Consider the following 19992-nt stretch of genomic DNA (forward strand, 5'->3'; position numbering starts at 1 on the left):
GATGGCTTTGAAGACACGGCACTGGGATCGGCTGGGCAATGGCGGTCTGACGTTCACGGAACTGGGCTTTGGCACCGCGCCACTGGGAAATCTCTACAAGGCGATCTCGGAGGAGGAGGCGCGCGCCACCCTGGATGCCGCCTGGGACGGCGGCGTGCGCTACTATGATACCGCTCCGCTTTATGGTCTGGGACTTGCGGAAACCCGGCTGAACCCGTTTCTGCGGGGCAAGCCACGGTCTGACTATGTACTCTCGTCCAAGGTGGGTCGGCTGGTCCAGCATTGCACGCCCGAACATCGCGCGGGCGTGGGCAAATGGTTCGATGTCCCACTGCGACGCGAGCAATTCGACTATAGCTATGACGGTGTCATGCGCTCGTTCGAACATTCGTTCTCGCGGCTTGGAGTCGATCAGATCGACATCCTTTATGTGCATGATCTGTGTATCTTTTCACATGGCTCCAAGGAGGCGTCCGATACCCGCATCGAGGAGTTCTTTGGCGCGCGGGGGTATGACGCCATGATCTCGCTCAGGGATCAGGGGCTGATCAGGGCAATCGGTGGCGGCGTCAATGAATGGGAGGTTTGCCAGACGCTGGCAGAGCGTGGCGATTTCGACCTGTTCCTGCTGGCTGGCCGTTATACCCTGCTGGAACAGGCCGCGCTGGACAGTTTCCTGCCGCTTTGCGAGGCGCGTGGCATCGGGATCGTGACGGGCGGGCCATATAACTCTGGCATATTGGCAACCGGCGCCAAGCCGGGCGCCTATTATAATTACGAGGTGGCCCCAAAAGAGGTACTGGACCGCGTTTGCGCGATCGAAGACGTGTGCCGGGATCATGGCGTTCGACTGGTTGACGCGGCCTTTCAGTTCCCGCTGCTTCACCCGGCCCATGTGGCCGTCATCCCCGGCGGACAGCATGCCCGCGAAACGGCAGACAATCTGCAAGCCGCTCAGGCCGAGATACCGGCCTCTCTTTGGGTCGATCTGAAGGCCAGGGGCCTGATGCGCGAGGATGCCCCGACGTGAAGATCGATGCCCATCAGCATTTCTGGCAGCCCCTGCGCGGGGATTATCACTGGATGCCAAAGGACGAACCGATACTGAATCGTCCCTACGCCCCTGCTGATCTGGAACCGCATCTCAGGGCGCATGCTATCCAAGCTTCGGTGCTGGTACAAGCAGCCGCCACGCTGGAAGAGACGGAATACATGCTCGGCCTGGCTGATGCGACTCCGTTCATAAAGGGCGTTGTCGGGTGGGTGGATTTCGAGAATCCTGATCACCACGCGCATCTGGTTCGGTTGGCCAACCATCCGAAGTTTGCGGGCGTGCGGCCGATGATCCAGGACATTGGTGATGTGAACTGGATGTTGCGCGATGACATTCAGTGGGCGTTTCGGGCCGTGATGGATCTGGATCTGACATTTGATGCCTTGGGCTTTCCCAGACATATACCCAATTTCCTGACGCTCATGACCCGGTATCCCGGATTGCGCGTTGTCTATGATCATTGCATGAAACCGCAAATTCGCGATCAGCGCGCAGGACAAGACGCTTTTGCGGACTGGGCCGATGGGATGTCGCGCCTTGCCGATCAAACAACCGGGTGCTGCAAACTCTCAGGTCTGGTGACCGAGGCGGGAGCGGATTGGACGATCGAGGACCTGCATCCCTTTGCGATGCACGTGCTTGATGCCTTTGGCGCTGATCGCGTCATGTTCGGCAGCGATTGGCCGGTGTGCAGACTGACATCAGATTATGACACCTGGTATGAAACGGCGCAGGCATTGACCAGTCATCTTAACGACGCGGAGCGGGCAGATATCTTTGGCGGGACAGCGGCGCGGTTTTATCGCCTGACCTGATACGCCAGGATGGCTGCGACAGCCCAAGGATTGATGGCGCTTCGTCTGACGAAAAGCGTGTGGCGGGGAGACAGGGATTCGAACCCTGGGAACGCTCTCACGTTCAACGGTTTTCAAGACCGCCGCATTCGACCACTCTGCCACCTCCCCGCTGGGCTGGTGATCTAGTTCGTCGCGAAAGATCGCGCAAGCAAAAAGCGGGAAAACTTGCCGAGGCCGGTCCTGCGGTCTTTCATTGGGCTAACCCGCAGGCTATGATCCGCCGCAACGGGGATTTTGCCCTGAACATAAGAGACCGGACAACCGGCACCGGGCCGCCCAGGCGGCCGGACTCAGGCAAGGAATATGACCATGGTTCGAGCAATCGTGAAACACAGACCCCTTATTGGTCCGGCTCTGCTGGTGCTGTCGCTGGCCGCTCTGGCCGGGTGCGAAGAGGGCAAAGGCCCCGCCTTCCTGCAGCCCAAGGACAAGACCGAAACAGGCACGTCGGGCACTGCGGACAACTCCGAGGTCATCGAGCGCGACGTCGAAGCGCCCGAGGTGTTTCAGGCCACCGAGGCCGGACTCTGGGACGGGCGACCCTCGCTGGGCGGGGTCTGGGTTGCCCATCCGGATGCGACCGACCCGGAACGGGTGATCATCACCAACACCGCAAATGACAGGTCTGTTGTCGGCGCGCTATTTAGGCGGGAACGCGATATTCCCGGCCCGCGCCTGCAGGTCTCGTCCGACACTGCCGAAGCGCTGGGTATGCTGGCCGGCGCACCGGTCGAATTGAACGTGATCGCACTGCGCAAGGAAGTGATCGAGCCCGAGCCGGTGATCGAAGAAGAAGAGATCACCGAGGTCGACACCGTCGAAATCACCGACGAGATCACCGCAACCGAGCTGGACCCGATCGCCGGTGCTGCCGCCGCGATCGAGGCAGCCCCCGAAACATCCGCAGCGCAGGCTCCGGCGGCAAATCCGGGGTCGTCATATGTGCAGATCGGCATCTTCAGCGTCGAGGCCAACGCAAATCGTGCGGCCAATCAGATGCGCAGCGCCGGAATGGCTCCCTCGGTTCTTGAGGAAACCGCCAGCGACAAGACATTCTGGCGGGTCGTCGTCGGCCCCGCAAACACCAAATCGGAACGCACGGCATTGCTGAACAAGGTCAAGAAGACCGGGTTTTCAGACGCCTATATCGTGAAGAGATAAAAGGAGATCAGACCAGTGCTGGCCCATCTTCGATCAACCGCCCTCGCCCTGACCCTTGCGCTTGCCGGTCTTCCCGCAAGCGCGTTCGACACCTCGGCCAAAGCCGCCTATGTCCTGGATCAGGGCACCGGCACGGTGCTGCTGTCCAAGAATGCCGACGAGCCGCTGCCACCCGCCTCGATGTCCAAGCTGATGACGCTATACGTGGCCTTTGAGGCGCTGCGCGACGGGCGGCTGACACTGGACGAAAAACTGCCGGTGTCCGAACACGCAATGAGCTATGGCGGCTCGACCATGTTTCTCAACACCCAGGACCGGGTCCGGGTCGAGGACCTTCTGCGCGGGATCATCGTGCTGTCGGGCAATGACGCCTGCGTGGTGGTCGCCGAGGCGCTCAGCCCAGACGGGACCGAAGCCGGGTTTGCCCGCTACATGAACAAGCGCGCCGAGCAGATCGGCATGGACAATTCCAATTTCGCCAACTCCAACGGCTGGCCCGCCGCCGGGCACCGGATGTCGGTGCATGATCTGGCGGTGCTGGCCAATCGGCTGATCACGGATTTCCCGGAATATTACCCGCTCTTTTCCGAAGAGGTGTTCGAGTTTGACGGTCGCGCGCCCTCGAACAAGAACAACCGCAACCCGCTGCTCAAGCTGGGGATCGGCGCGGACGGCCTGAAGACGGGGCACACCGCCGAGGCCGGATATGGACTGGTCGGCTCTGCCAAACAGGGCGATCGCCGGGTGATCTTTGTGATCACCGGGGTCGACTCAAACGCCAAGCGCGCAGAGGAGGCCGAGGCCATCGTTAACTGGTCGTTTCGCCACTTTGTCGAAAAAACTCTCGCCGAAGGCGACGAAGCCATTGCCCAAGCACAAGTCTGGATGGGCGCTAAACGATCGGTAGGGCTGGTGCCCGGTGACGATCTGAGCTTGCTGGTCCCGGTGCTGGGTGACAAGAAAATGACCGCCGAAGTGGTCTATGACGGGCCGATCAACGCCCCGATCGAGAAAGGCCAGAAATTGGCGGAACTGATCATCAAGCCCGAGGAACTGCCCGAGATTCGCCGCCCGCTGGTGGCGGCGCAGGACGTGCCGCTGGGCGGCTTCGTGGTCCGGCTGAAAACGGCAGGCATGATGCTGTTTGACCAGTTTATCAACGCGCCCGCGGGGTCTTCGTGACGGCGCGGGGCCTGTTCCTGACCTTCGAAGGCATCGACGGTTCCGGAAAATCGACCCAGGCGCGGCTGTTGGCGGATGTGCTGCGGGCGCAGGGCTGTGAGGTGCTCCTGACCCGTGAACCGGGCGGATCAGCCGGGGCCGAGGAAATCCGGCGTCTGGTGCTGGAAGGCGACCCGGACCGCTGGTCGGCGGAAACCGAAATTCTGCTGTTTACTGCCGCCCGCCGCGACCATATGGAACGGACGATCCTGCCCGCGCTTGCCGCAGGCCAGATCGTGATCTGCGACCGCTTTGCCGACAGCACCCGCATGTATCAGGGCCTGTCGCGCGGCGACCTGCGGGCGCTGGTGGATCAGTTGCATGAGTTGATGATCGGGCGCGAACCCGATCTGACCCTGCTGATCGACATGGACCCCGAAACCGGTCTGGCGCGCGCCAAGGGCCGACAGGGCAGCGAGGAACGGTTCGAGGATTTCGGACCGGACCTGCAAAAACGCATGCGGCAGGGATTTCTCGATCTGTCGCAGGAATATGCCGGTCGCTTCCGCGTGATCGACGGCAACCGGGATATGGGCGAGGTCGCGCAGGATGTGGCGGACATTGTGCTGAAAGCGCTGTAAAGATCATCCCATGAGCGACGATCTCCCCTCGCCTGACCAGGCCCCCGGCGCGCCACATCCGCGCGAGACGCAAAAGCTGTTTGGCCATGCCAAGGCCGAACAGGCGTTTCTGGAGGCGTTCAATTCAGAACGCCTGCACCACGCCTGGCTGATCACCGGCCCCAACGGCGTTGGCAAGGCCACGCTCGCCTGGCAGATCGCGCGGTTCCTGCTGGCCACCCCGCCCGCTGCCAAGGACGGGTTGTTCGGCGCACCGCCGCCGCCCAGCTCGCTGGCCGTAGATCCCGAGCACCCGGTGGCGCGGCGCATTCTGGCCGGGGCTGAACCCGGTCTGGCCCCGGTGACCCGATCGGTCAATGACAACAAACGCCTGCGCAACGAGATCGTGGTCGATGACATCCGCAGACTGGGCAAGTTCTTTGGCCTCTCCTCAGCTGATGGCGGGCATCGGGTGGTGCTGGTCGACAGCGCCGACGAGATGAACACAAGTGCTGCCAACGCCCTGCTGAAAATGCTCGAAGAGCCCCCGGCGCGCACCACGCTGCTGCTGATCTCGCACCAGCCTTCGCGGCTGCTGCCAACGATCCGCTCGCGCTGCCGAACGCTGCGGCTGCACCCGCTTTCGCCCGAGGATATGCAGGCCGCGCTGGCGCAGGCCGGGGCCGATGCGCCGTCTGACGCCGCTCATCTTGCGGCGCTGGCGGCAGGCTCGGTCGGCGCGGCGCTGCGACTGATCAATCTGGACGGGCTGCGCATCTACGAGGAACTGATCGCCATTCTTGGCACCCTGCCCCGCCTCGACCGCCAGCGCGCGCTCAAGCTGGCCGAGGCCAGCGCGCAGCGTGGCGCGGCGGAGCGGTTCGAACTGCTGCTGACCCTGATCGACATCGCACTCAACCGGCTGGCCCGCACCGGGGCCAGCGGCCAACCACCGTCACCAGAGGCTGCCAGCGGCGAGGCACAGGTGCTGGCACGGCTTGCCGCCTCTCCTCATGCCGGGCGGGTCTGGGCCCAAACGGCGGCAACGGTTTCTGCCCGCGCGCGCCATGGTCAGGCGGTCAACCTTGACCCCGCAGCACTTGTCCTAGATACGGTTTTCAAAATGCAGGAAACCGTTGGCCAGACCGGATGAACGACGAAACGATCCCTCAGATTACCGACAGCCATTGCCACCTCGATTTTCCCGATTTCGAGGGCAAGCTGCCAGACTTCGTCGCCCGCGCCGCCGAGGCAGGCGTGACCCGTATGGTCACCATCTGCACCAAGCTGCGCAACGAACCCAATGTGCGCGCCATCGCCGAGGCCCATGCGCCGATCTTCTACGCCGCAGGCACTCACCCGATGAGCGTCGCCGAGGAACCCATGGTCACGGTGGATCAGCTGGTCGCCCTGTCGGCGCATCCGAAATTCGTCGGCATTGGCGAGACCGGGCTGGATTACCACTACACATCCGATTCAGCGCAGGTTCAGAAACAGTCGCTGCGCCGCCATATCGAGGCCGCCCAGCGCACCGGTCTGCCGCTGATCATCCACGCCCGCGCCGCCGATGACGACATGGCCCGCATTCTGGCCGAGGAGCATCGCAACGTGCCCTATGCCTGCGTCATGCATTGCTTTTCCTCCAGCGCCGATCTGGCGCGCGCGGCGCTGGATCTGGACTTCTACCTGTCGATGTCCGGCATCGCCGCCTTTCCCAAAAGCCAGGAGTTGCGCGACATTTTCGCCGCCGCCCCGGTCGAGCGAATTCTTGTCGAAACCGACGCGCCCTATCTCGCCCCGCCGCCCCATCGCGGCAAGCGCAATGAGCCCGCCTTTACCGCGCATACCGCCCGCGTCGGGGCAGACCTCTTCGGGCTGGACTACGTTGATTTCGCCGCTCAGACGCAGCAGAATTTCGACCGCCTGTTTGCCAAGGCCGCGCAGTACAAGGCCGCTGCATGAGGGACACACTGCGCTTCACGATCCTCGGTTGCGGGTCCTCGGGCGGGGTGCCACGGCTGGGTGGTCTCTGGGGCGACTGCGACCCTGACAACCCACGCAACCGGCGGCAGCGCTGCTCGATGCTGGTCGAGCGGGTCGGGGCCGAAGGCACCACAACGGTCCTGATCGACACCGCCCCCGACATGCGCAACCAGTTGCTGGCCAGCGGCACCGGGCGGCTGGATGCGGTGGTCTATACCCATTCCCACGCCGATCACGTACACGGGATCGACGATCTGCGCATGATCGTGTTCAACATGCGCGCGCGGGTGCCGGTCTGGGCTGATGGCGACACGCAGAACGCGCTGCTCGGCCGCTTTGGGTATGCCTTCGTGCAGCCCGAAGGCTCGCCCTATCCGCCGATTCTGGACCTCAAGACCATTGATGGCGCATTCGAGATCGACGGGCCCGGCGGCCCGATCCCGTTCCAGCCCTTCAAGGTCGGTCATGGCAGCATCGACGCGCTGGGATTCCGCATTCACGGCCTTGCCTACCTGCCCGATGTCTCGGAAATGACGGACGAGGCCTGGGACGCGGTGCGCGATCTGGATATCTGGGTGCTGGACGCGTTGCGCCGCAACCCGCACCCGACCCACGCCCATCTGGAACGCTCGTTGGAGTGGATTGCGCGGGCGCAGCCTAAACGCGGCATCCTGACCAACATGCATTTCGATCTCGACTACGCCACCGTCGAGGCCGAAACACCCGATCACATCACCCCCGCCTTTGACGGGATGGTGATCGAGCTGGAGGTCTGACATGACCCGCATGCCGGCAGACCCGTCATGCTGAACACCCTGGCCACCGTTATTCTGCCGGTTTTCCTGGTGATCGGTGCGGGATATGTCGCAACCGGGGTCGGTTATATCAAGCAAACCCATAACGACGCGCTGATGCGCTTTGCGACCGGCTTTGCGATCCCCTGCCTGCTGTTTCACGCCATCGCCAAACTGGACCTGCAGAGCAGCTTCAACCCCGACCTGCTGATCAGCTTCTATCTGGCCGCCGCGCTATGCTTTACCGCCGGATTTCTGGGCGCCCGGGTTCTGTTTCGCAGGCCATGGGAGGATTGCGTCGCCATCGGGTTCTGCTGCCTGTTCTCGAATTCGCTGATGCTGGGCATCCCGATCACCGAGCGCGCCTATGGCCCCGAGGGGTTGGCGGGCAACTATGCCATCGTGTCGATCCATGCGCCGTTCTGCTACTGCCTCGGCATCACCGTGATGGAGATCATCCGCAATCGTGGCAATGGCGGGCGAAAGACCGTGACGGCGGTGCTGCGCGCCATGTTCCGCAACGCGCTGATCATTGCGATCGGGCTGGGCTTTGCCTTCAACTTCTCCGGGCTCAGCATGCCCGGCGTGATCGACGACGCGCTGCAGCTTATCATCCGCGCCGCGCTTCCGGTGGCGCTGTTTGCGATGGGCGGCGTGCTGGTGCAATACCGGCCCGAAGGCGACATGCGCACCATCGCCTTTGTCTGCGCCATCTCGCTGCTGCTGCATCCGGCGCTGGTCTGGAGCTTCGGCACCGCTCTGTCGCTGCCGCAGGACCTGTTCCGCTCGGGCGTTCTGACTGCGGCGATGGCCCCGGGCATCAACGCCTATATCTTCGCCAGCCTCTATGGGCGCGCCAAACGGGTGGCGGCCTCGTCGGTGCTGCTGGCCACCGGTGCCTCGGTGCTGAGCGTCTGGATGTGGCTGACCCTGCTGGGATGATCGCCGCGCCAGATTGACATTGACAGATGCCGCGACATTTATGTCCCAAGCCCACATAGGAAGCCCCATGCCCGATGCCCTGATCGTCGCCCACGGACAACCTTCCGATCCTGAACCCGCCTCCGCCGCGCTGGCCGCGTTTGCGCGCGGGGTCGAGGCCCACGCGCCGGGCCTGTCGCTGGCCAGCGCCACGCTGGCCGCGCCCGGAGAGCTGGATGCGGCGGTGCAGACGCTGCCCTCACACGCGCCGGTCTACCCGCTCTTCATGGCGCGCGGCTGGTTCGTGACCGAGGTGTTGCCGCGCAGGCTGGGAGCGCAGGACCTGACCATTCTGGACCCTCTGGGCGTGGACCCCACCCTGCCCGGTCTGGCCGCGCAGGTGCTGTCCGAAACCATCGCGCAGCAGGGCTGGGCGCCTCAGGAGACCACGCTTGTGCTGGCTGCGCATGGCTCGGGCCGCAGCCGCAATCCGTCGGCGGTGGCCAATGCGTTTGCCGAGGCGTTGAAGCCCATGCTTGACGGGGGCGATATCCGGGTTGGCTTTGTCGAGGAACCCCCGTCGATTGAAGACGCCGCGCGCGGGGCCGGTGCACGCGCCATCTGCCTGCCCTTCTTCGCCTGTCAGGGCGGCCATGCCACCGAAGACGTGCCGCAGGCGCTGAAGGCGGCCGGGTTTCAGGGTCGCCTGTTGCCGGTGCTGGGGGAACTGCCGCCCGTCAAACAGCGCATCGCCGAACAATTGAGCGCGCCAACGATCCCCACAAGTTGAGGCTTTCGCGCCACACACCGGGGTCGGGCAGATGCAGCGGATTGACCGGATACGCCGAATAGCCGAATTAGAAACCCATAAACAGGACAGGCCGGGTGTGTACATCCGGATCGCAAGGTCTGACCGAGGGACAAAAGGAACGCCCATCCGCGTAGAACGGACGGGCGTTTTCTTTTTTCTACATGTGCCTTACGGCGGTCAGTTTCCGGTGGTCGGGAAGATCGGCAGGGCCGCTGTTCCGGTACCGGCGCCATTGGTTGCGGCACTCAGGGTCGCCAGCCGGTCCGGGTTCTGACCCAGAACCGCGCCGCCGTTTTGCGCTGCGCTCACCGCCAGCTTCATCCATTCGGCCGCCTGTTGTCCGGTAGGCTTGGCCACGCCGAACCCTTCGCGCAGCTGGTGGCTGACCATCTCGCCATAGCCAAGCTCGCCCGTGGCGGTCAGCAGAACGGCAGAGGCCAGCGCCAGTTTCGGCGCATCGGTGCGGTATCCGATGCCAAGACAGACCTCACCCGCCGATTGCAGCTGCTCCATCGACCGGCCCGACCCTTCCAGAAAGGTCTTGGTCTTTGCGATCACCCGCGCGGGCGGTTGGCTGTCGATCCCTTTCAATTGCGGCGCAATCGCCTGCGCCAGGCCATCACACTGCGCCTGAATCTGGGCGCTGGTCATGTTGGGAATGGTCGCCTCAAGACGCGAGCTTTGCGCCATCGCCTGGGTCCGGGCCACGCAGAACTGTTCGTTCAGCGCAAATTCCGGGTCACTCACCTGACCCGATTGCGTCAGACCGCCATTGGCTGCGGTCAGCACATTGACCTCGTTGCAATGCTCATTGGGCGAGCGTGCGGTCTGACCAAAGGTGAAGTCCGGCAGTTCGGCATCGTCGGTCTTGACCGGTGTGGCCGCCGGAGCAGGCGCAGGCGCGGGTGCCGGCGTCGGGGCGGGTGCCGCCGGGGCCGGAACCGTGGCGGGTTGCACCTGTGGCGTCTGGATGCCCAGTTGTTCGTTGCGATAGGTGCGCAACAAGCCACCCTGCCCCTGCGTGGCAACGATCTGATTGTACGGGGCCACATGGGCGCTGGCGAGCGCGCGTTGCTGCGAATTCAGCAGGAAGCTGCGCTCGTAATCATTGAGATAGCCGTCGATCGGATATCCCATATCGGCCTGAAAGCGCGAAATACCGGCGCGGCTGTTGCGGCCCAGAGACCCGTCAACCACCCCGACATTATAGCCGAAATAATTCAGCGCCGCCTGCACGTCGCGGTTCTGCTGCCGTTGCGCGGAAGAGATGCCCGAATATCGCGGTGCGCTGCTGCGCTGGCGCTGGGTGGATGCCCTTTGGCGCTGCTTGTTCTTGTGAACCTCGTTCACGATGATGCCCCCAAGCAGCGCGCCACCGATCAGGGCCGCCGCCTCATCCGCGGGGGCCTGTTTTGCGGGAATCAGTGCGACGCTGGAGGCCAGCACTGCCATACAGATATGTTTGGTATACATTTCAACAACCTCGTTGAAGTCGCGGGCCCATAACAATCAGAACCCGGGTCGACAGATTTCCTGTCGAGACTAAATGAACAGACCCTGACAGCCCACCAAACCAGCCGCTACTTGTCAAGTTTCAGCGCCTTTTCGCTGCTCTTATGCCCACAAAAGTGAACTTGGGTTACGGATCATGACAGAAACGACGGACTGTTTCACTGCAACGCGAGGTTCATCAGGGCCTGCTGGCTCATGTCGGGTGTTTGCGCATAAACACCCAGATCGTCCGAGAATCTGCCCAGCGCCCCGGCAAGTCGGGTCTGCCCGGCCTGTGTCAGGTCCTGCGCCAGAACCATGCGCAGCCGTTCTGTATCATCCGGGTTATAGTCCGTCGCCAGGGTGTCCAGAGCCGTCTGGTAGGACAGCAGATAGAACTTGTTCTGCCGCCGCATCTGCTTGATTTCGTCCACATGGCCCCGCAATTGCCGCTCCATCAGCCCGCTGCCACCGCCGGTGCGCTGCAGTTCGACCAGCATCCGAATGCTGGCCGCCTTGGCGTCGATCTGGGCGGCGCTGTCGCGCAAGGCCTCGACAAACACCGCGCCCGAAAGCAGCGCCGCGCGCGCCGACTGGTCCAGCGCGGTCCGGATCCGGTCGCGGTTCTGGCGCAGCTCAAGCTGCAATGCGTCCAGTTCCTGTTGTCGCCTGGTGTCCGGTTCCGCCCGGATCAGGTCCGACAGGGTGCGGTCCGGATCACCCTGCGCATCGCCGCCCTCTGCGGCCAGCGCCCGCCAACTGTCCTCGATCTCGCCCAACCGCGCCTGAGATGTCGAGACATGCGCACCGATCACCAGCCGCAGACCAAAGGTCTCGCCCCGCAGGGGTCGCCCGGTGCGCGCGTCATGCGGCGGATACTCAGTCCTTTGCGCCGAATAGAGATCGCTCGCGCTGGACAGGACCGAACCGCCGCGCGTGACCACACCGCCCACCTGACCATGGGCGCGACCGGCGGCATTCATCCGGTAAGGCTCCAGCATCAGCTCTTCGGCATTGCCGTAGACGTCATAGAGCCCCAGCGGGTTGGGCTTTCGCAACCCGACCGGCCCAAGCCGCCCGCGCGCACCGCCACCCTGATAGAAGGCATGCTCACGCGGGTCGCTATCGGTGAAATAGCGCGGATCGGAAAACGCGCTCGGGTCCGCCTTGGCACCGCCGCGCGTGGCGTATTCCCATTCGGCTTCGGTCGGCAGGCGCAGGAAGCCGGGCGCATCGCCGCTGCGCGGCAGACTGTCGGGCGCGTTGCGATAGAGCCATGCGGTATAGTTCTGCGCCAGCGTCACCGCGTCGAACCAGCTGAACCCGCCACGCGCGATCCGGTCGGCACGCCCGCCGTCGCCGCAATCGCCTTGCAGCGCGCGAAACTGGCCCTGCGTCAGTTCATAACGCGAGATGTAGTAATGCGTGCTGGAAGGATCGTCGCTGAACGGGCCACGCAGAAACGCCGTGCGCAGATAGTCGGAATACCCCGCCCTCTCTGAGGATTGCCCCAGCCGCACCCGCCGGTCGGCCAGCGGATCAGCGGCATCCAGCGGCACCACCACTTTCTGAAACGCCATCAACCCGCCGCAGGGCATCGGCAAGAGCAGATCGGCAGGCGCCTGACCCGCGCCGGGGTCATAGAACTCGACCTCCCACCCGTCTGATTCAGGCGCGGCCTGCGGCGTGGTCTGCGCCATCGCCGGTGCTGCCGCGAGCCAGGTCAAAGCCAGGATGCGCCCGATCATGAGACCTCCCGCAGGACCAGCGCCGGGTCCGAGCGCTGCGCGCGCCAGGCAGCGACAGCAGCGGCAAGCGCCACGATGCATAATACCGCAAGTGAGATCATCACGGCCTGCCCCATCGAGATCACCGACAGGTTCCGCCCGCCCGGCAGCCCCTGCCCAAACCAATGCTGCGCCATGCGGCCAGCGATCCCATATAGCAGGAAGGACAGCACCAGGCCAAGCGCCGCCGCGACCAGTGCCTGTACCACCGGGAACAGCGCCAGTTGGCGGCGGGTCAGCCCCAGCATCGCAAGGCTGGCCAGCACCCGCCGCTTGCGCGCCACCTCGGACCAGAAGCTGAGCGTCAGTGCGGCAGCCAGACCCAGCGTCGCAATCGCCGCCGTCAGGCTCAACGCCAGCGTCAGGTTGCGCCCCAGCCGCAGCAACGAGGTGACATCGGCGGTGCGGGCATGGGTGGTCACGCCAAGCTGAACCTCGATCCGGGTCTGCAACCCCGGCAGCGCTTCTAGGTCGCGGGCATAGATTCGCGCGCCGGAATAGGCCGGAACCCGCCCGGCAATATCCTTGCCCGATTCGATCCCGTAATCGGGCAAGGCGTAGGCATCATAGAAGGCCTCGATCAGGTCCAGCGTCTCGAACGGGACCAGAACCGCACGACCGCCCAGCGCGCGGTCCTCCAGCACCAGCCCCACCCGCATATCCAGCACCAGCTGCCTTGGCCGCCCCTCGGCCTGGCTGATCAGTTGCACCGAGGCTCCGGGCGTTAGTTCCAGCTGCCGCGCCAGCAGCGCGCTGACCGCGACGTTGCTGTTGTCGAGCCGTGCGCCGGGCGGCAGGGTTGGATCGCCTGTGCCCGAGGGCACGATCACTGCCTGCCGGATACGCCGACCGCTGTTCTGGCGGACATTCATATAGTCGAACTGGGTGCGCACCTTGGGGGTCATGAAGGCGATCTCGGTCCAGCCGCGCAGCGGGGCAAGATCGTCCTCGCTCAGCGTCACATTGCCCGCCGTGTCGATCTGCAGATAGGCGGGGTTTTCCATCATCTCGCCGATCAGCGCGGAATAGACGCCGTTCTTGACCCCGAACAGCACCAGGAGCGGCACCAAGATACCCACCAGCAGCGCGCAATTGCAGAACAGGTAGAACCGCTCGCGCCAGAGATCCTTGAGCGCCAGCCAGGTGATCAGCATGGCGCGGCCTCCAACCTTGTGGTGAAGGGCTTGTCCCCGAACGGGGCAAGCCGCCGCATCTCGATCCCGAACCGCGTGACCCGGTCGGTATCATGCGACGATAACAAGAGGCCCGCACCGGTATCACGGGCAACCTCCAGCAACAGCGCCATCACCTGATCGGCGCTCTGGGCATCCAGCGCGGCGGTGGGCTCATCCGCGATCACGAAGGCCGGTCGATGCGCCAGGGCGCGGGCGATGGCCACCCGCTGGCGCTGACCGATAGACAGCGCGTCGGGCCAAAGCTTGCGCAGATCGGTGAGACCCAACCGCTCCATCAATTCGCTACACCATGCAGCATCGGGCCGGTCACAGATGCGTTGCGGCAGGGAGATGTTATCGGCCACATCAAGAAACGGCAGCAATCCCCCGGTCTGTGGCACAAATCCAAACAGTGTCGCCCGCATGTGGGCCAGATCATCCCCAGCCACCCCGCGCGACCAGAGCGCGGCCAGATCATTGCCCGCCGCCGCATAAAGCGTGCCGCGTGCAGGTGGGCGCAGCAGACCCAAAACCTCAAGAACCAGTGTCTTGCCCGATCCGCTGGCCCCGGAAAGGGCAATCACCCCGCCGGGCGGCAGATCAAGCGCATCGATCTCGACCCGGAACACCCGGTCGACATCCGCAACCTCGATGGCACCATTGCGAACCGTCAGCCCGCCCTGCGCGGTCATGGCAGGACATCAAACGGCATGGCAAAGACATGCTCGCCATCCGGGGCATCATCGGAAAGCGCGGTCCACACACTCGGGTCCAGCAGCCATTTGCGGTATTGCGTGAGCTTCTGCCGCATCCCATCCAGAATCTGGCGCCGGATCATCGCGCTTTGCTGCCAGCGGGCGGGTGTGGTCAGCATCAACTGGCTTTCATAAGGCAGATCTTCGAGGAATTCCAAAGCCCCGCCAAGAGTTTCCGCGTCGGTGTTCACCAAACGATCCGGGTTCCGCGCCATCCGCGCCACCACATCGCGGACCTGCGCAAAGAAGGTGTCGGCATCCTCGGCATTGCGGCTTTGCTCGCCCAGTTCCAGCAATTGCTCCAGCAGATCGGCCATGGTCGCCATCTCGTTCTTGGTGACCAGCAGCCGTGGTTCGATGGCCAGACGGGTCGGGTCTTCGACCGCCTTTTCCGACACCCAGCCCTCGATCACATCCGGGGCCTGCCGGTCTGTCAGACGCCCCAGATAGGCCAGTTGCATCGCCAGCCCCAGATTGGCCACCTTGCCCGCCTCATCGGGGCTGAGCAGCGGTTTTTCATCGCGCGCCACCCGGATCACATCGGTCAGCGCGGTGACAAGCTGTGTCACCTCCTGCTCGAACGCCGCCTCGGACCCGTCGGCGATGCCGTAATAGAAGGTCTCGTCGTTGAAGCGCGAAAGCTGGCGGTACTGGTTTTCGGCATAGGCGTGCTGTGCGGCACCCCCGGCGGGGGTCTGCAGATGCAGGGTCATCACCGCGACGCCCTTGTCCTGCGCCACGCGCTGCAACTCGGCTGGCCCGATCTCGGAGCGGGCATCAGGGTCGCGGGCATCCTTGGGTCCGGCATCGGTGATCAGCACCACGATCCGCGCATCGAAGGGATCGCCATCGCCACCCGACCAGTCGGTGCCTTCCAGCGCATCCTCGACCCCGGCCAGGCTGTCCTCGTTGAAACCGGGCGAGTTGGCGCGGGCCACATTGGCCGCCGCGCGGATGGTCGAGACAACCTGCGCCTGATCATCACGCCGTTCCAGCGGCAGGAGCGTCCGGGTGCGGTATTCAAGACCGGGGGCTGCCGCGTCATTGTCGCGAAAGGCCACCACACCGAAATGCACGCGCGAACCGACCTCGGTGCCCTGAATGTCACCGATGATCTTTTCCACCGCCGCCTGCGTGCGCTGAATATAGGGGTCCATCGAACTGGTGGTATCGAGGACAAACACGATCCCCGCATCGAAATTGTCGGCGATCATGCCCGCCTGTGCGCCATCTTCGCGCAGCGGCACCGAGGCCACCTGCATCAGCAGATTGTCCTCGTAATTCAGCGGGTGCAGATCCTGCGTGAAATCGAGGATCGGCATCAGGTAGAGCCGTTCGACGATGTTGATATATTCCTCGGGCTCCGCCGCCACCACACCCCGTTCGGGCGCCAGCGTGTCCTTGGTCACCTCATCCAGAATCTCGGCCTGTTCGGCTTGCAGCGCCTCGCTTTCCATCAGCTCGCGCAAGCCCTCTTCGCTGTCAAACATCACCTGCCGTTGCCGACCGGCGGCATTGGTGAAGGCAGCAACGATATTCTGCTTCCATTCCACCGCCTGATCGGCGCGCAACCAGCCCTCGGGCCCTTTGGAGATCGACGACCCGACCTGATACCAACCGGGTTGGGTGGCATAGACATAAAGCGGCTGAAATGCGGGGTATTGGCGAATGACACCACCATCGGGTTCCGAATATTGCAGCGCACCCGGGCGGGTCAGAACCCGTTGATAGACGGTCTTTCGCCCCTCAGCCAGCAAGGGCCGATCCGTCGCAGCGGCACCGGACGGGGTCGTCAGCATCATCGCGAGGCCAATGGCTATAGCGGCGGACTTAACGGCAGAAATCATCAAATGCCCCCTTTTCCAGCGTCAGAGAGGACCCATCAAGCCGCGCGCAGGTCGCGGTAAGCCGCGCCTGCGCCTCCGCTGAGCCTGCCGCAACGGCCCCGGCGTAATATTCTGCCGCCTGCGCCGGATCGTCAGCAAAGGTGAGCCCGGTCAGGTTTTCGATCCGCGGGGCCAGTTCGTCGCCATCATAAAGCGTGCCAAACAGAGTCAGCGCCTGCGCATTGCCCTGTTTGGCGGCGGCCTCGATCAGGGTCAGAGCCGCGTCCGGGGACACATCCGATCCGCAATCTCGCACCGCCGTGATCTGCGCATCGAACCCGCCCAGCGCCTGCAGGGCTGGCAAGGCACAAGCCGAACCGCTGGTCTCGGCGACCGGCGTCAGGCTTTCCGGGGTGACCGAGGCAGTCTCGTCAGACAGCATGTACCACGCCGCCGCGCCTGCCGCACAAAGCAGCAACAACGCGGCCAGCCAAAGCGCATAGCCACGTCGTTTCGGCGGCGCTTCCTCTGGCTCAGAGTCGACAGTTTCCACTTTTGTCTCAACAGGTTCCGGCGGCAGCTTCACCTCAACCGGTTCCACAATTGGTTGCGCACGGGTGGTGACCCGCAGGGCACCTGGCACGGCTTTTTCTGTGCGCGGCGCGATATTGTCAGGCCAGATCGTTTCATACTGCTTGCCGTCGATCCGGAACTGCAGTGCGGTGTATTCCTCCAGGTGGTTCACCACGTCGGGTCCCAGCCGCAGCCAGTCGGCCCCGTCATGGCGGAAGATGTCGAACGGGCCCAGCTCCTGCATCTGGGGTTGCCAGTTCGGCTCCTCTCCGGCGCCCGCATCCGGGTGCAGCCAGCGCCCCGAATAGGCATCCTGCACCCCCATGGTCACGCGATCCGGCATCGACGCGCCAGGCAGTTCCAGAAAGGCAAACCCGCCCGAGGGGTTCTGGGGGTCCGGGTGGACTTTGATCCTCATCCGCCCTGCCCGTTCAACGCGCCAAGAATGCGGCCCAGCGCCAGGTTCTGATCCACATCGACCTGCCCACCCAGACCGTCCTTGGCATTGGCGACAAACATTGCATCCAGCCCGAAGACCCAATCGGTCCAGAAGCTCTGCGCCGTCGGGCGCGGCTGCTGCGGCAGATCATCGGCACTGTCGGACGGTGCAGGCGTCACGAAGATTGCGCGCTCGCCGCCGTCGCTTTCCTGAACCTTGGGCCGGTCAGCCTCGGTCACATCCTGCATGCCCAGGGTCGACACAAAGCCATTGATCGCCTCGGCCCCCAGAATCGAGGCCGGTTGCGCCTGTTTTTCGACCGTCAGGCCGAAATTCACCTCGCGCAGCATATCCGCCGTGCGATCGCTCAGATCAGTGCGCCGCGCGGCCTGTATCAGTTCAGCCACCAGATCGCCCGATGTACCCTCACCGATGCCATAGGCGCTGAGTCTCATTGCATCGCTGCGCAAGGCTTTCATGCCTTCGATCCAGGCCTCCATCGCGGTTTCGGCCTGAAACTGTTCCAGCGTCATCGTGCGGATACCGTCACCCGCGCTCTCGGCCCGCTGCGCCGGGCGACCGGGACGCTGCAGACCCGCGCTGCCGCCTTCGGCCGCGTTCACCGCGTTGGTGATGCGAATCGAGTTGGGAACCCGGCTGATCCGGCCCTCAATCTCTTCCTGATCGACCATCAGGGCCGAAACCAGCGCGCCAAAGCGATGCCGGGCCAGAACCTGTTCCAGATCGTCGATAACGCGCGCGGCGGCATCCTGTTTCTCGGCAATGCGTTTTTCCACATCATCCGAGACATGGAACGGCGCCATGGCGCGCGCTAGCTCCCCCACCACCTGCTGCAACTGCGCCCTGATCTGCACCAGCTTGCTGTCGGGTTTGCACACTTTCTCAATATGTTGCGCGAGGTAGCTCACCCCGCCATCATTGAGCGACAGCGCCGCGTCCCAGGCCGCTTCGGGCGACGCGAAGTGCCGCTGCACCGCCGGGGCCTGCACGCAGCCCGCGCGTAGTTCACCCAGCCGCGTCTCTTTTTCGGGGCGCAGGCGCAGTTCGCGGCGGTCCTCGTCATAGTCGATCAAACCGTCGACATAATAGTTCGGATTGCGCAGCCAGAAGCAGTTGTCGAAACTCTGACCCGGCTGCCATTCGGTGACCCAGTTGTCACTGCCCTTGCCGAATTTCTCCAACAGGGACGCCTGCATGCGCCGGTCGAACCGGGTCTCATCCCCGCCCTCGGCGGCGCTGTCCGACAGGTGCTTGTCGAACTTGGTCAGCACCATGAACAGCACGCAATCCGCCGCACGGCGCGCTTCGGCGTTGGGGCCATGGGTCTTGGCGATCCAGTTCTGCACCAGACCGGGCAAATCCACCGTTTCCATGTTGCTGTCGGGAATACACAGCAGCATCGAGGTGATTTCCTGATCCTCGACATAGCGATCAAACAGATAGGCCACCTTGCCGCGCAACAGCAGTTCGGGCAGCAGCTTGTCGGGGCTTTCAAAGGCTTTCGACAGGTCCTGTTCGAACCGGTTTCGCGCGCCGGGGAAATCCAGCAGGTCGGTATCGGCAAAGATCTGCGAGGGCAGATCGCGCATCGGCAGCACCAGTTCAGCCGCCAGCCCGCAGATGACCGAGCGCGGCAGCGTCGCCTGCCGCCCCTGCTCGGTGGTCACAGTGAGCGGCGTGCCATCCGCAGCCCCGCCCAACGTCTTGACGTCGATGATCGACGCCTCGCGCGGCACCAGCGCATCCAGCCCGGCAAAAGCTTGGCTTGCATGATCCAGTTGCGCCAGCGCATCGGCAAGCGTCAGGTACAACTCGCAGAACGGCGCGTGTCCGCCCCAAAGCAGCGACAGGAACGCGGCGCGATCCGCGCGCGACAGGCCCGGCAGGATTTGCGCGGCGTCCTCCCAAAGCGGGCGCAGCGCGGCGGCATAGGCCTCGCGCCCGAAATGGCTGTCGATATATTCGGCAATCTCATGCACATCATCCTCGTCCAGCCCCGGCTGCACGGCGCCTGCACGCGCCTTGAACTGATCGAGATGCGCGGCGATGTCACCCGGCTCGGGGACCGGCTCGGACCGGTCGCCATCCATGAAGAAGGAATTGATCAGCGTGCGGGCGATGTCGGCCTCGCTGAGCAGGTTCAGCCGGATCGGAAAGCCTGCGGGCGTTGGCGCGCGGTCCATGGTAAACCGGGTCACCAGACCGGTGCTTTCACCCTCGCCCTCTGGGTTGATCTGGCGAATGTAATCCAACTGCCCGTCCGGCCCCTCGAAATCCGCCACCAGACGTCCGTTTTCGGGTCGTGCCAACACCGAGACCAGAAAGGATTTGCCCGCCTGGCTGGGACCGAACACGCTGACCGACATGCGGGTCCGCGCCGACCGGCTCAACCGCCCCGAACGCCGCGCCGATTGCCGCATCAAGCGGATCAGCGACCGTGCCTCGGCCCCCAGCAGATCACCGTTGCCGGGGTCCTGCACCCAGGTCAGCGCCTCGCCGCAGACCGAGGCGATGCGGGCGCATTCCTGTGCAAGCTGTTCCTGTGCGGCCGCGCTCATTTCTG

General features: G+C 64.0%; 17 protein-coding genes and 1 tRNA gene. 10 read left to right on the forward strand and 8 right to left on the reverse strand.

Annotated features, from left to right (window positions below; all coding sequences use genetic code 11):
* Nucleotide 1 precedes the first annotated feature (1 nt).
* A complete protein-coding gene (locus M3P21_RS10320) occupies nucleotides 2–1030 on the forward strand; it encodes an aldo/keto reductase (RefSeq protein WP_249709855.1) in 1029 nt (342 codons plus the stop codon).
* The gene (locus M3P21_RS10325) at nucleotides 1027–1869 is read left to right on the forward strand and encodes an amidohydrolase family protein (protein ID WP_249709856.1); all 843 of its coding nucleotides are present in this window, start codon (nucleotides 1027–1029) and stop codon (nucleotides 1867–1869) included. The genes M3P21_RS10320 and M3P21_RS10325 overlap by 4 nt, the downstream gene beginning before the upstream one ends.
* 60 nt (nucleotides 1870–1929) lie before the next feature.
* Here M3P21_RS10325 and M3P21_RS10330 read toward each other — a convergent pair.
* Nucleotides 1930–2019 (reverse strand) — tRNA-Ser (locus tag M3P21_RS10330).
* A 201-nt stretch (nucleotides 2020–2220) separates the two neighbouring features.
* On the opposite strand from M3P21_RS10330, the gene M3P21_RS10335 reads away from it, so the two are divergent.
* The 8 genes from M3P21_RS10335 (at nucleotide 2221) to M3P21_RS10370 (ending at nucleotide 9341) form a co-directional block, all read left to right on the forward strand.
* Nucleotides 2221–3072: an SPOR domain-containing protein gene (locus M3P21_RS10335; protein WP_249709857.1), complete on the forward strand. Its 852-nt coding sequence runs from the start codon at nucleotides 2221–2223 to the stop codon at nucleotides 3070–3072.
* 15 nt (nucleotides 3073–3087) lie between these two features.
* Nucleotides 3088–4254, forward strand: coding sequence for a D-alanyl-D-alanine carboxypeptidase family protein (locus tag M3P21_RS10340; RefSeq protein WP_249709858.1), 1167 nt, complete (start codon nucleotides 3088–3090; stop codon nucleotides 4252–4254).
* Nucleotides 4251–4874, forward strand: a complete 624-nt coding sequence (tmk, locus tag M3P21_RS10345) for a dTMP kinase (RefSeq protein WP_249709859.1) — start codon at nucleotides 4251–4253, stop codon at nucleotides 4872–4874. Before M3P21_RS10340 ends, tmk begins: the two co-directional genes overlap by 4 nt.
* A gap of 10 nt (nucleotides 4875–4884) precedes the next feature.
* Complete coding sequence (locus tag M3P21_RS10350; protein WP_249709860.1) at nucleotides 4885–6006, forward strand: DNA polymerase III subunit delta'; 1122 nt, start codon at nucleotides 4885–4887, stop codon at nucleotides 6004–6006.
* Nucleotides 6003–6815, forward strand: a complete 813-nt coding sequence (locus M3P21_RS10355; protein WP_249709861.1) for a TatD family hydrolase — start codon at nucleotides 6003–6005, stop codon at nucleotides 6813–6815. The genes M3P21_RS10350 and M3P21_RS10355 overlap by 4 nt, the downstream gene beginning before the upstream one ends.
* Nucleotides 6812–7612, forward strand: a complete 801-nt coding sequence (locus M3P21_RS10360) for an MBL fold metallo-hydrolase (protein WP_249709863.1) — start codon at nucleotides 6812–6814, stop codon at nucleotides 7610–7612. The genes M3P21_RS10355 and M3P21_RS10360 overlap by 4 nt, the downstream gene beginning before the upstream one ends.
* Before the next feature lie 27 nt (nucleotides 7613–7639).
* Nucleotides 7640–8572, forward strand: coding sequence for an AEC family transporter (locus M3P21_RS10365; RefSeq protein WP_249709865.1), 933 nt, complete (start codon nucleotides 7640–7642; stop codon nucleotides 8570–8572).
* A 67-nt stretch (nucleotides 8573–8639) separates the two neighbouring features.
* Complete coding sequence (locus M3P21_RS10370; protein WP_249709867.1) at nucleotides 8640–9341, forward strand: CbiX/SirB N-terminal domain-containing protein; 702 nt, start codon at nucleotides 8640–8642, stop codon at nucleotides 9339–9341.
* Between the two features lie 198 nt (nucleotides 9342–9539).
* On the opposite strand, the gene M3P21_RS10375 is transcribed toward M3P21_RS10370, so the two are convergent.
* The 7 genes from M3P21_RS10375 to M3P21_RS10405 all read right to left on the reverse strand — a co-directional run bounded on the left by M3P21_RS10375 (nucleotide 9540) and on the right by M3P21_RS10405 (nucleotide 19987).
* Nucleotides 9540–10835: a peptidoglycan-binding domain-containing protein gene (locus M3P21_RS10375; protein WP_249709869.1), complete on the reverse strand. Its 1296-nt coding sequence runs from the start codon at nucleotides 10833–10835 to the stop codon at nucleotides 9540–9542.
* A gap of 197 nt (nucleotides 10836–11032) precedes the next feature.
* Nucleotides 11033–12601, reverse strand: a complete 1569-nt coding sequence (locus M3P21_RS10380) for a formylglycine-generating enzyme family protein (protein WP_249709870.1) — start codon at nucleotides 12599–12601, stop codon at nucleotides 11033–11035.
* Nucleotides 12598–13794, reverse strand: a complete 1197-nt coding sequence (locus M3P21_RS10385) for an FtsX-like permease family protein (RefSeq protein WP_249709871.1) — start codon at nucleotides 13792–13794, stop codon at nucleotides 12598–12600. The genes M3P21_RS10380 and M3P21_RS10385 overlap by 4 nt, the downstream gene beginning before the upstream one ends.
* Entirely contained in the window at nucleotides 13788–14507 is a 720-nt protein-coding gene (locus tag M3P21_RS10390) for an ABC transporter ATP-binding protein (RefSeq protein ID WP_249709872.1), read from the reverse strand. Before M3P21_RS10390 ends, M3P21_RS10385 begins: the two co-directional genes overlap by 7 nt.
* A complete protein-coding gene (locus M3P21_RS10395; protein ID WP_249709873.1) occupies nucleotides 14504–16417 on the reverse strand; it encodes a vWA domain-containing protein in 1914 nt (637 codons plus the stop codon). Before M3P21_RS10395 ends, M3P21_RS10390 begins: the two co-directional genes overlap by 4 nt.
* Complete coding sequence (locus tag M3P21_RS10400; RefSeq protein WP_249709875.1) at nucleotides 16401–17387, reverse strand: SEL1-like repeat protein; 987 nt, start codon at nucleotides 17385–17387, stop codon at nucleotides 16401–16403. The genes M3P21_RS10395 and M3P21_RS10400 overlap by 17 nt, the downstream gene beginning before the upstream one ends.
* Nucleotides 17384–19987, reverse strand: a complete 2604-nt coding sequence (locus tag M3P21_RS10405; RefSeq protein ID WP_249709877.1) for a virulence factor SrfC family protein — start codon at nucleotides 19985–19987, stop codon at nucleotides 17384–17386. The genes M3P21_RS10400 and M3P21_RS10405 overlap by 4 nt, the downstream gene beginning before the upstream one ends.
* Nucleotides 19988–19992: the final 5 nt, after the last annotated feature.

Origin of the sequence: Ruegeria spongiae (assembly GCF_023502395.1) — a bacterium.
GTDB classification, from domain to species: Bacteria; Pseudomonadota; Alphaproteobacteria; order Rhodobacterales; family Rhodobacteraceae; genus Ruegeria_C; species Ruegeria_C spongiae.

Excerpts from the sequence above, each read along its gene's own strand:
- M3P21_RS10320 (WP_249709855.1), top strand. The coding sequence starts at position 2 with ATGGCTTTGAAGACACGGCACTGGGATCGGCTGGGCAATGGCGGTCTG.
- M3P21_RS10335 (WP_249709857.1), top strand. The coding sequence starts at position 2,221 with ATGGTTCGAGCAATCGTGAAACACAGACCCCTTATTGGTCCGGCTCTG.
- M3P21_RS10350 (WP_249709860.1), top strand. The coding sequence starts at position 4,885 with ATGAGCGACGATCTCCCCTCGCCTGACCAGGCCCCCGGCGCGCCACAT.
- M3P21_RS10355 (WP_249709861.1), top strand. The coding sequence starts at position 6,003 with ATGAACGACGAAACGATCCCTCAGATTACCGACAGCCATTGCCACCTC.
- M3P21_RS10360 (WP_249709863.1), top strand. The coding sequence starts at position 6,812 with ATGAGGGACACACTGCGCTTCACGATCCTCGGTTGCGGGTCCTCGGGC.
- M3P21_RS10365 (WP_249709865.1), top strand. The coding sequence starts at position 7,640 with ATGCTGAACACCCTGGCCACCGTTATTCTGCCGGTTTTCCTGGTGATC.
- M3P21_RS10370 (WP_249709867.1), top strand. The coding sequence starts at position 8,640 with ATGCCCGATGCCCTGATCGTCGCCCACGGACAACCTTCCGATCCTGAA.
- M3P21_RS10375 (WP_249709869.1), bottom strand. The coding sequence starts at position 10,835 with ATGTATACCAAACATATCTGTATGGCAGTGCTGGCCTCCAGCGTCGCA.
- M3P21_RS10380 (WP_249709870.1), bottom strand. The coding sequence starts at position 12,601 with ATGATCGGGCGCATCCTGGCTTTGACCTGGCTCGCGGCAGCACCGGCG.
- M3P21_RS10385 (WP_249709871.1), bottom strand. The coding sequence starts at position 13,794 with ATGCTGATCACCTGGCTGGCGCTCAAGGATCTCTGGCGCGAGCGGTTC.
- M3P21_RS10390 (WP_249709872.1), bottom strand. The coding sequence starts at position 14,507 with ATGACCGCGCAGGGCGGGCTGACGGTTCGCAATGGTGCCATCGAGGTT.
- M3P21_RS10395 (WP_249709873.1), bottom strand. The coding sequence starts at position 16,417 with ATGATTTCTGCCGTTAAGTCCGCCGCTATAGCCATTGGCCTCGCGATG.
- M3P21_RS10400 (WP_249709875.1), bottom strand. The coding sequence starts at position 17,387 with ATGAGGATCAAAGTCCACCCGGACCCCCAGAACCCCTCGGGCGGGTTT.
- M3P21_RS10405 (WP_249709877.1), bottom strand. The coding sequence starts at position 19,987 with ATGAGCGCGGCCGCACAGGAACAGCTTGCACAGGAATGCGCCCGCATC.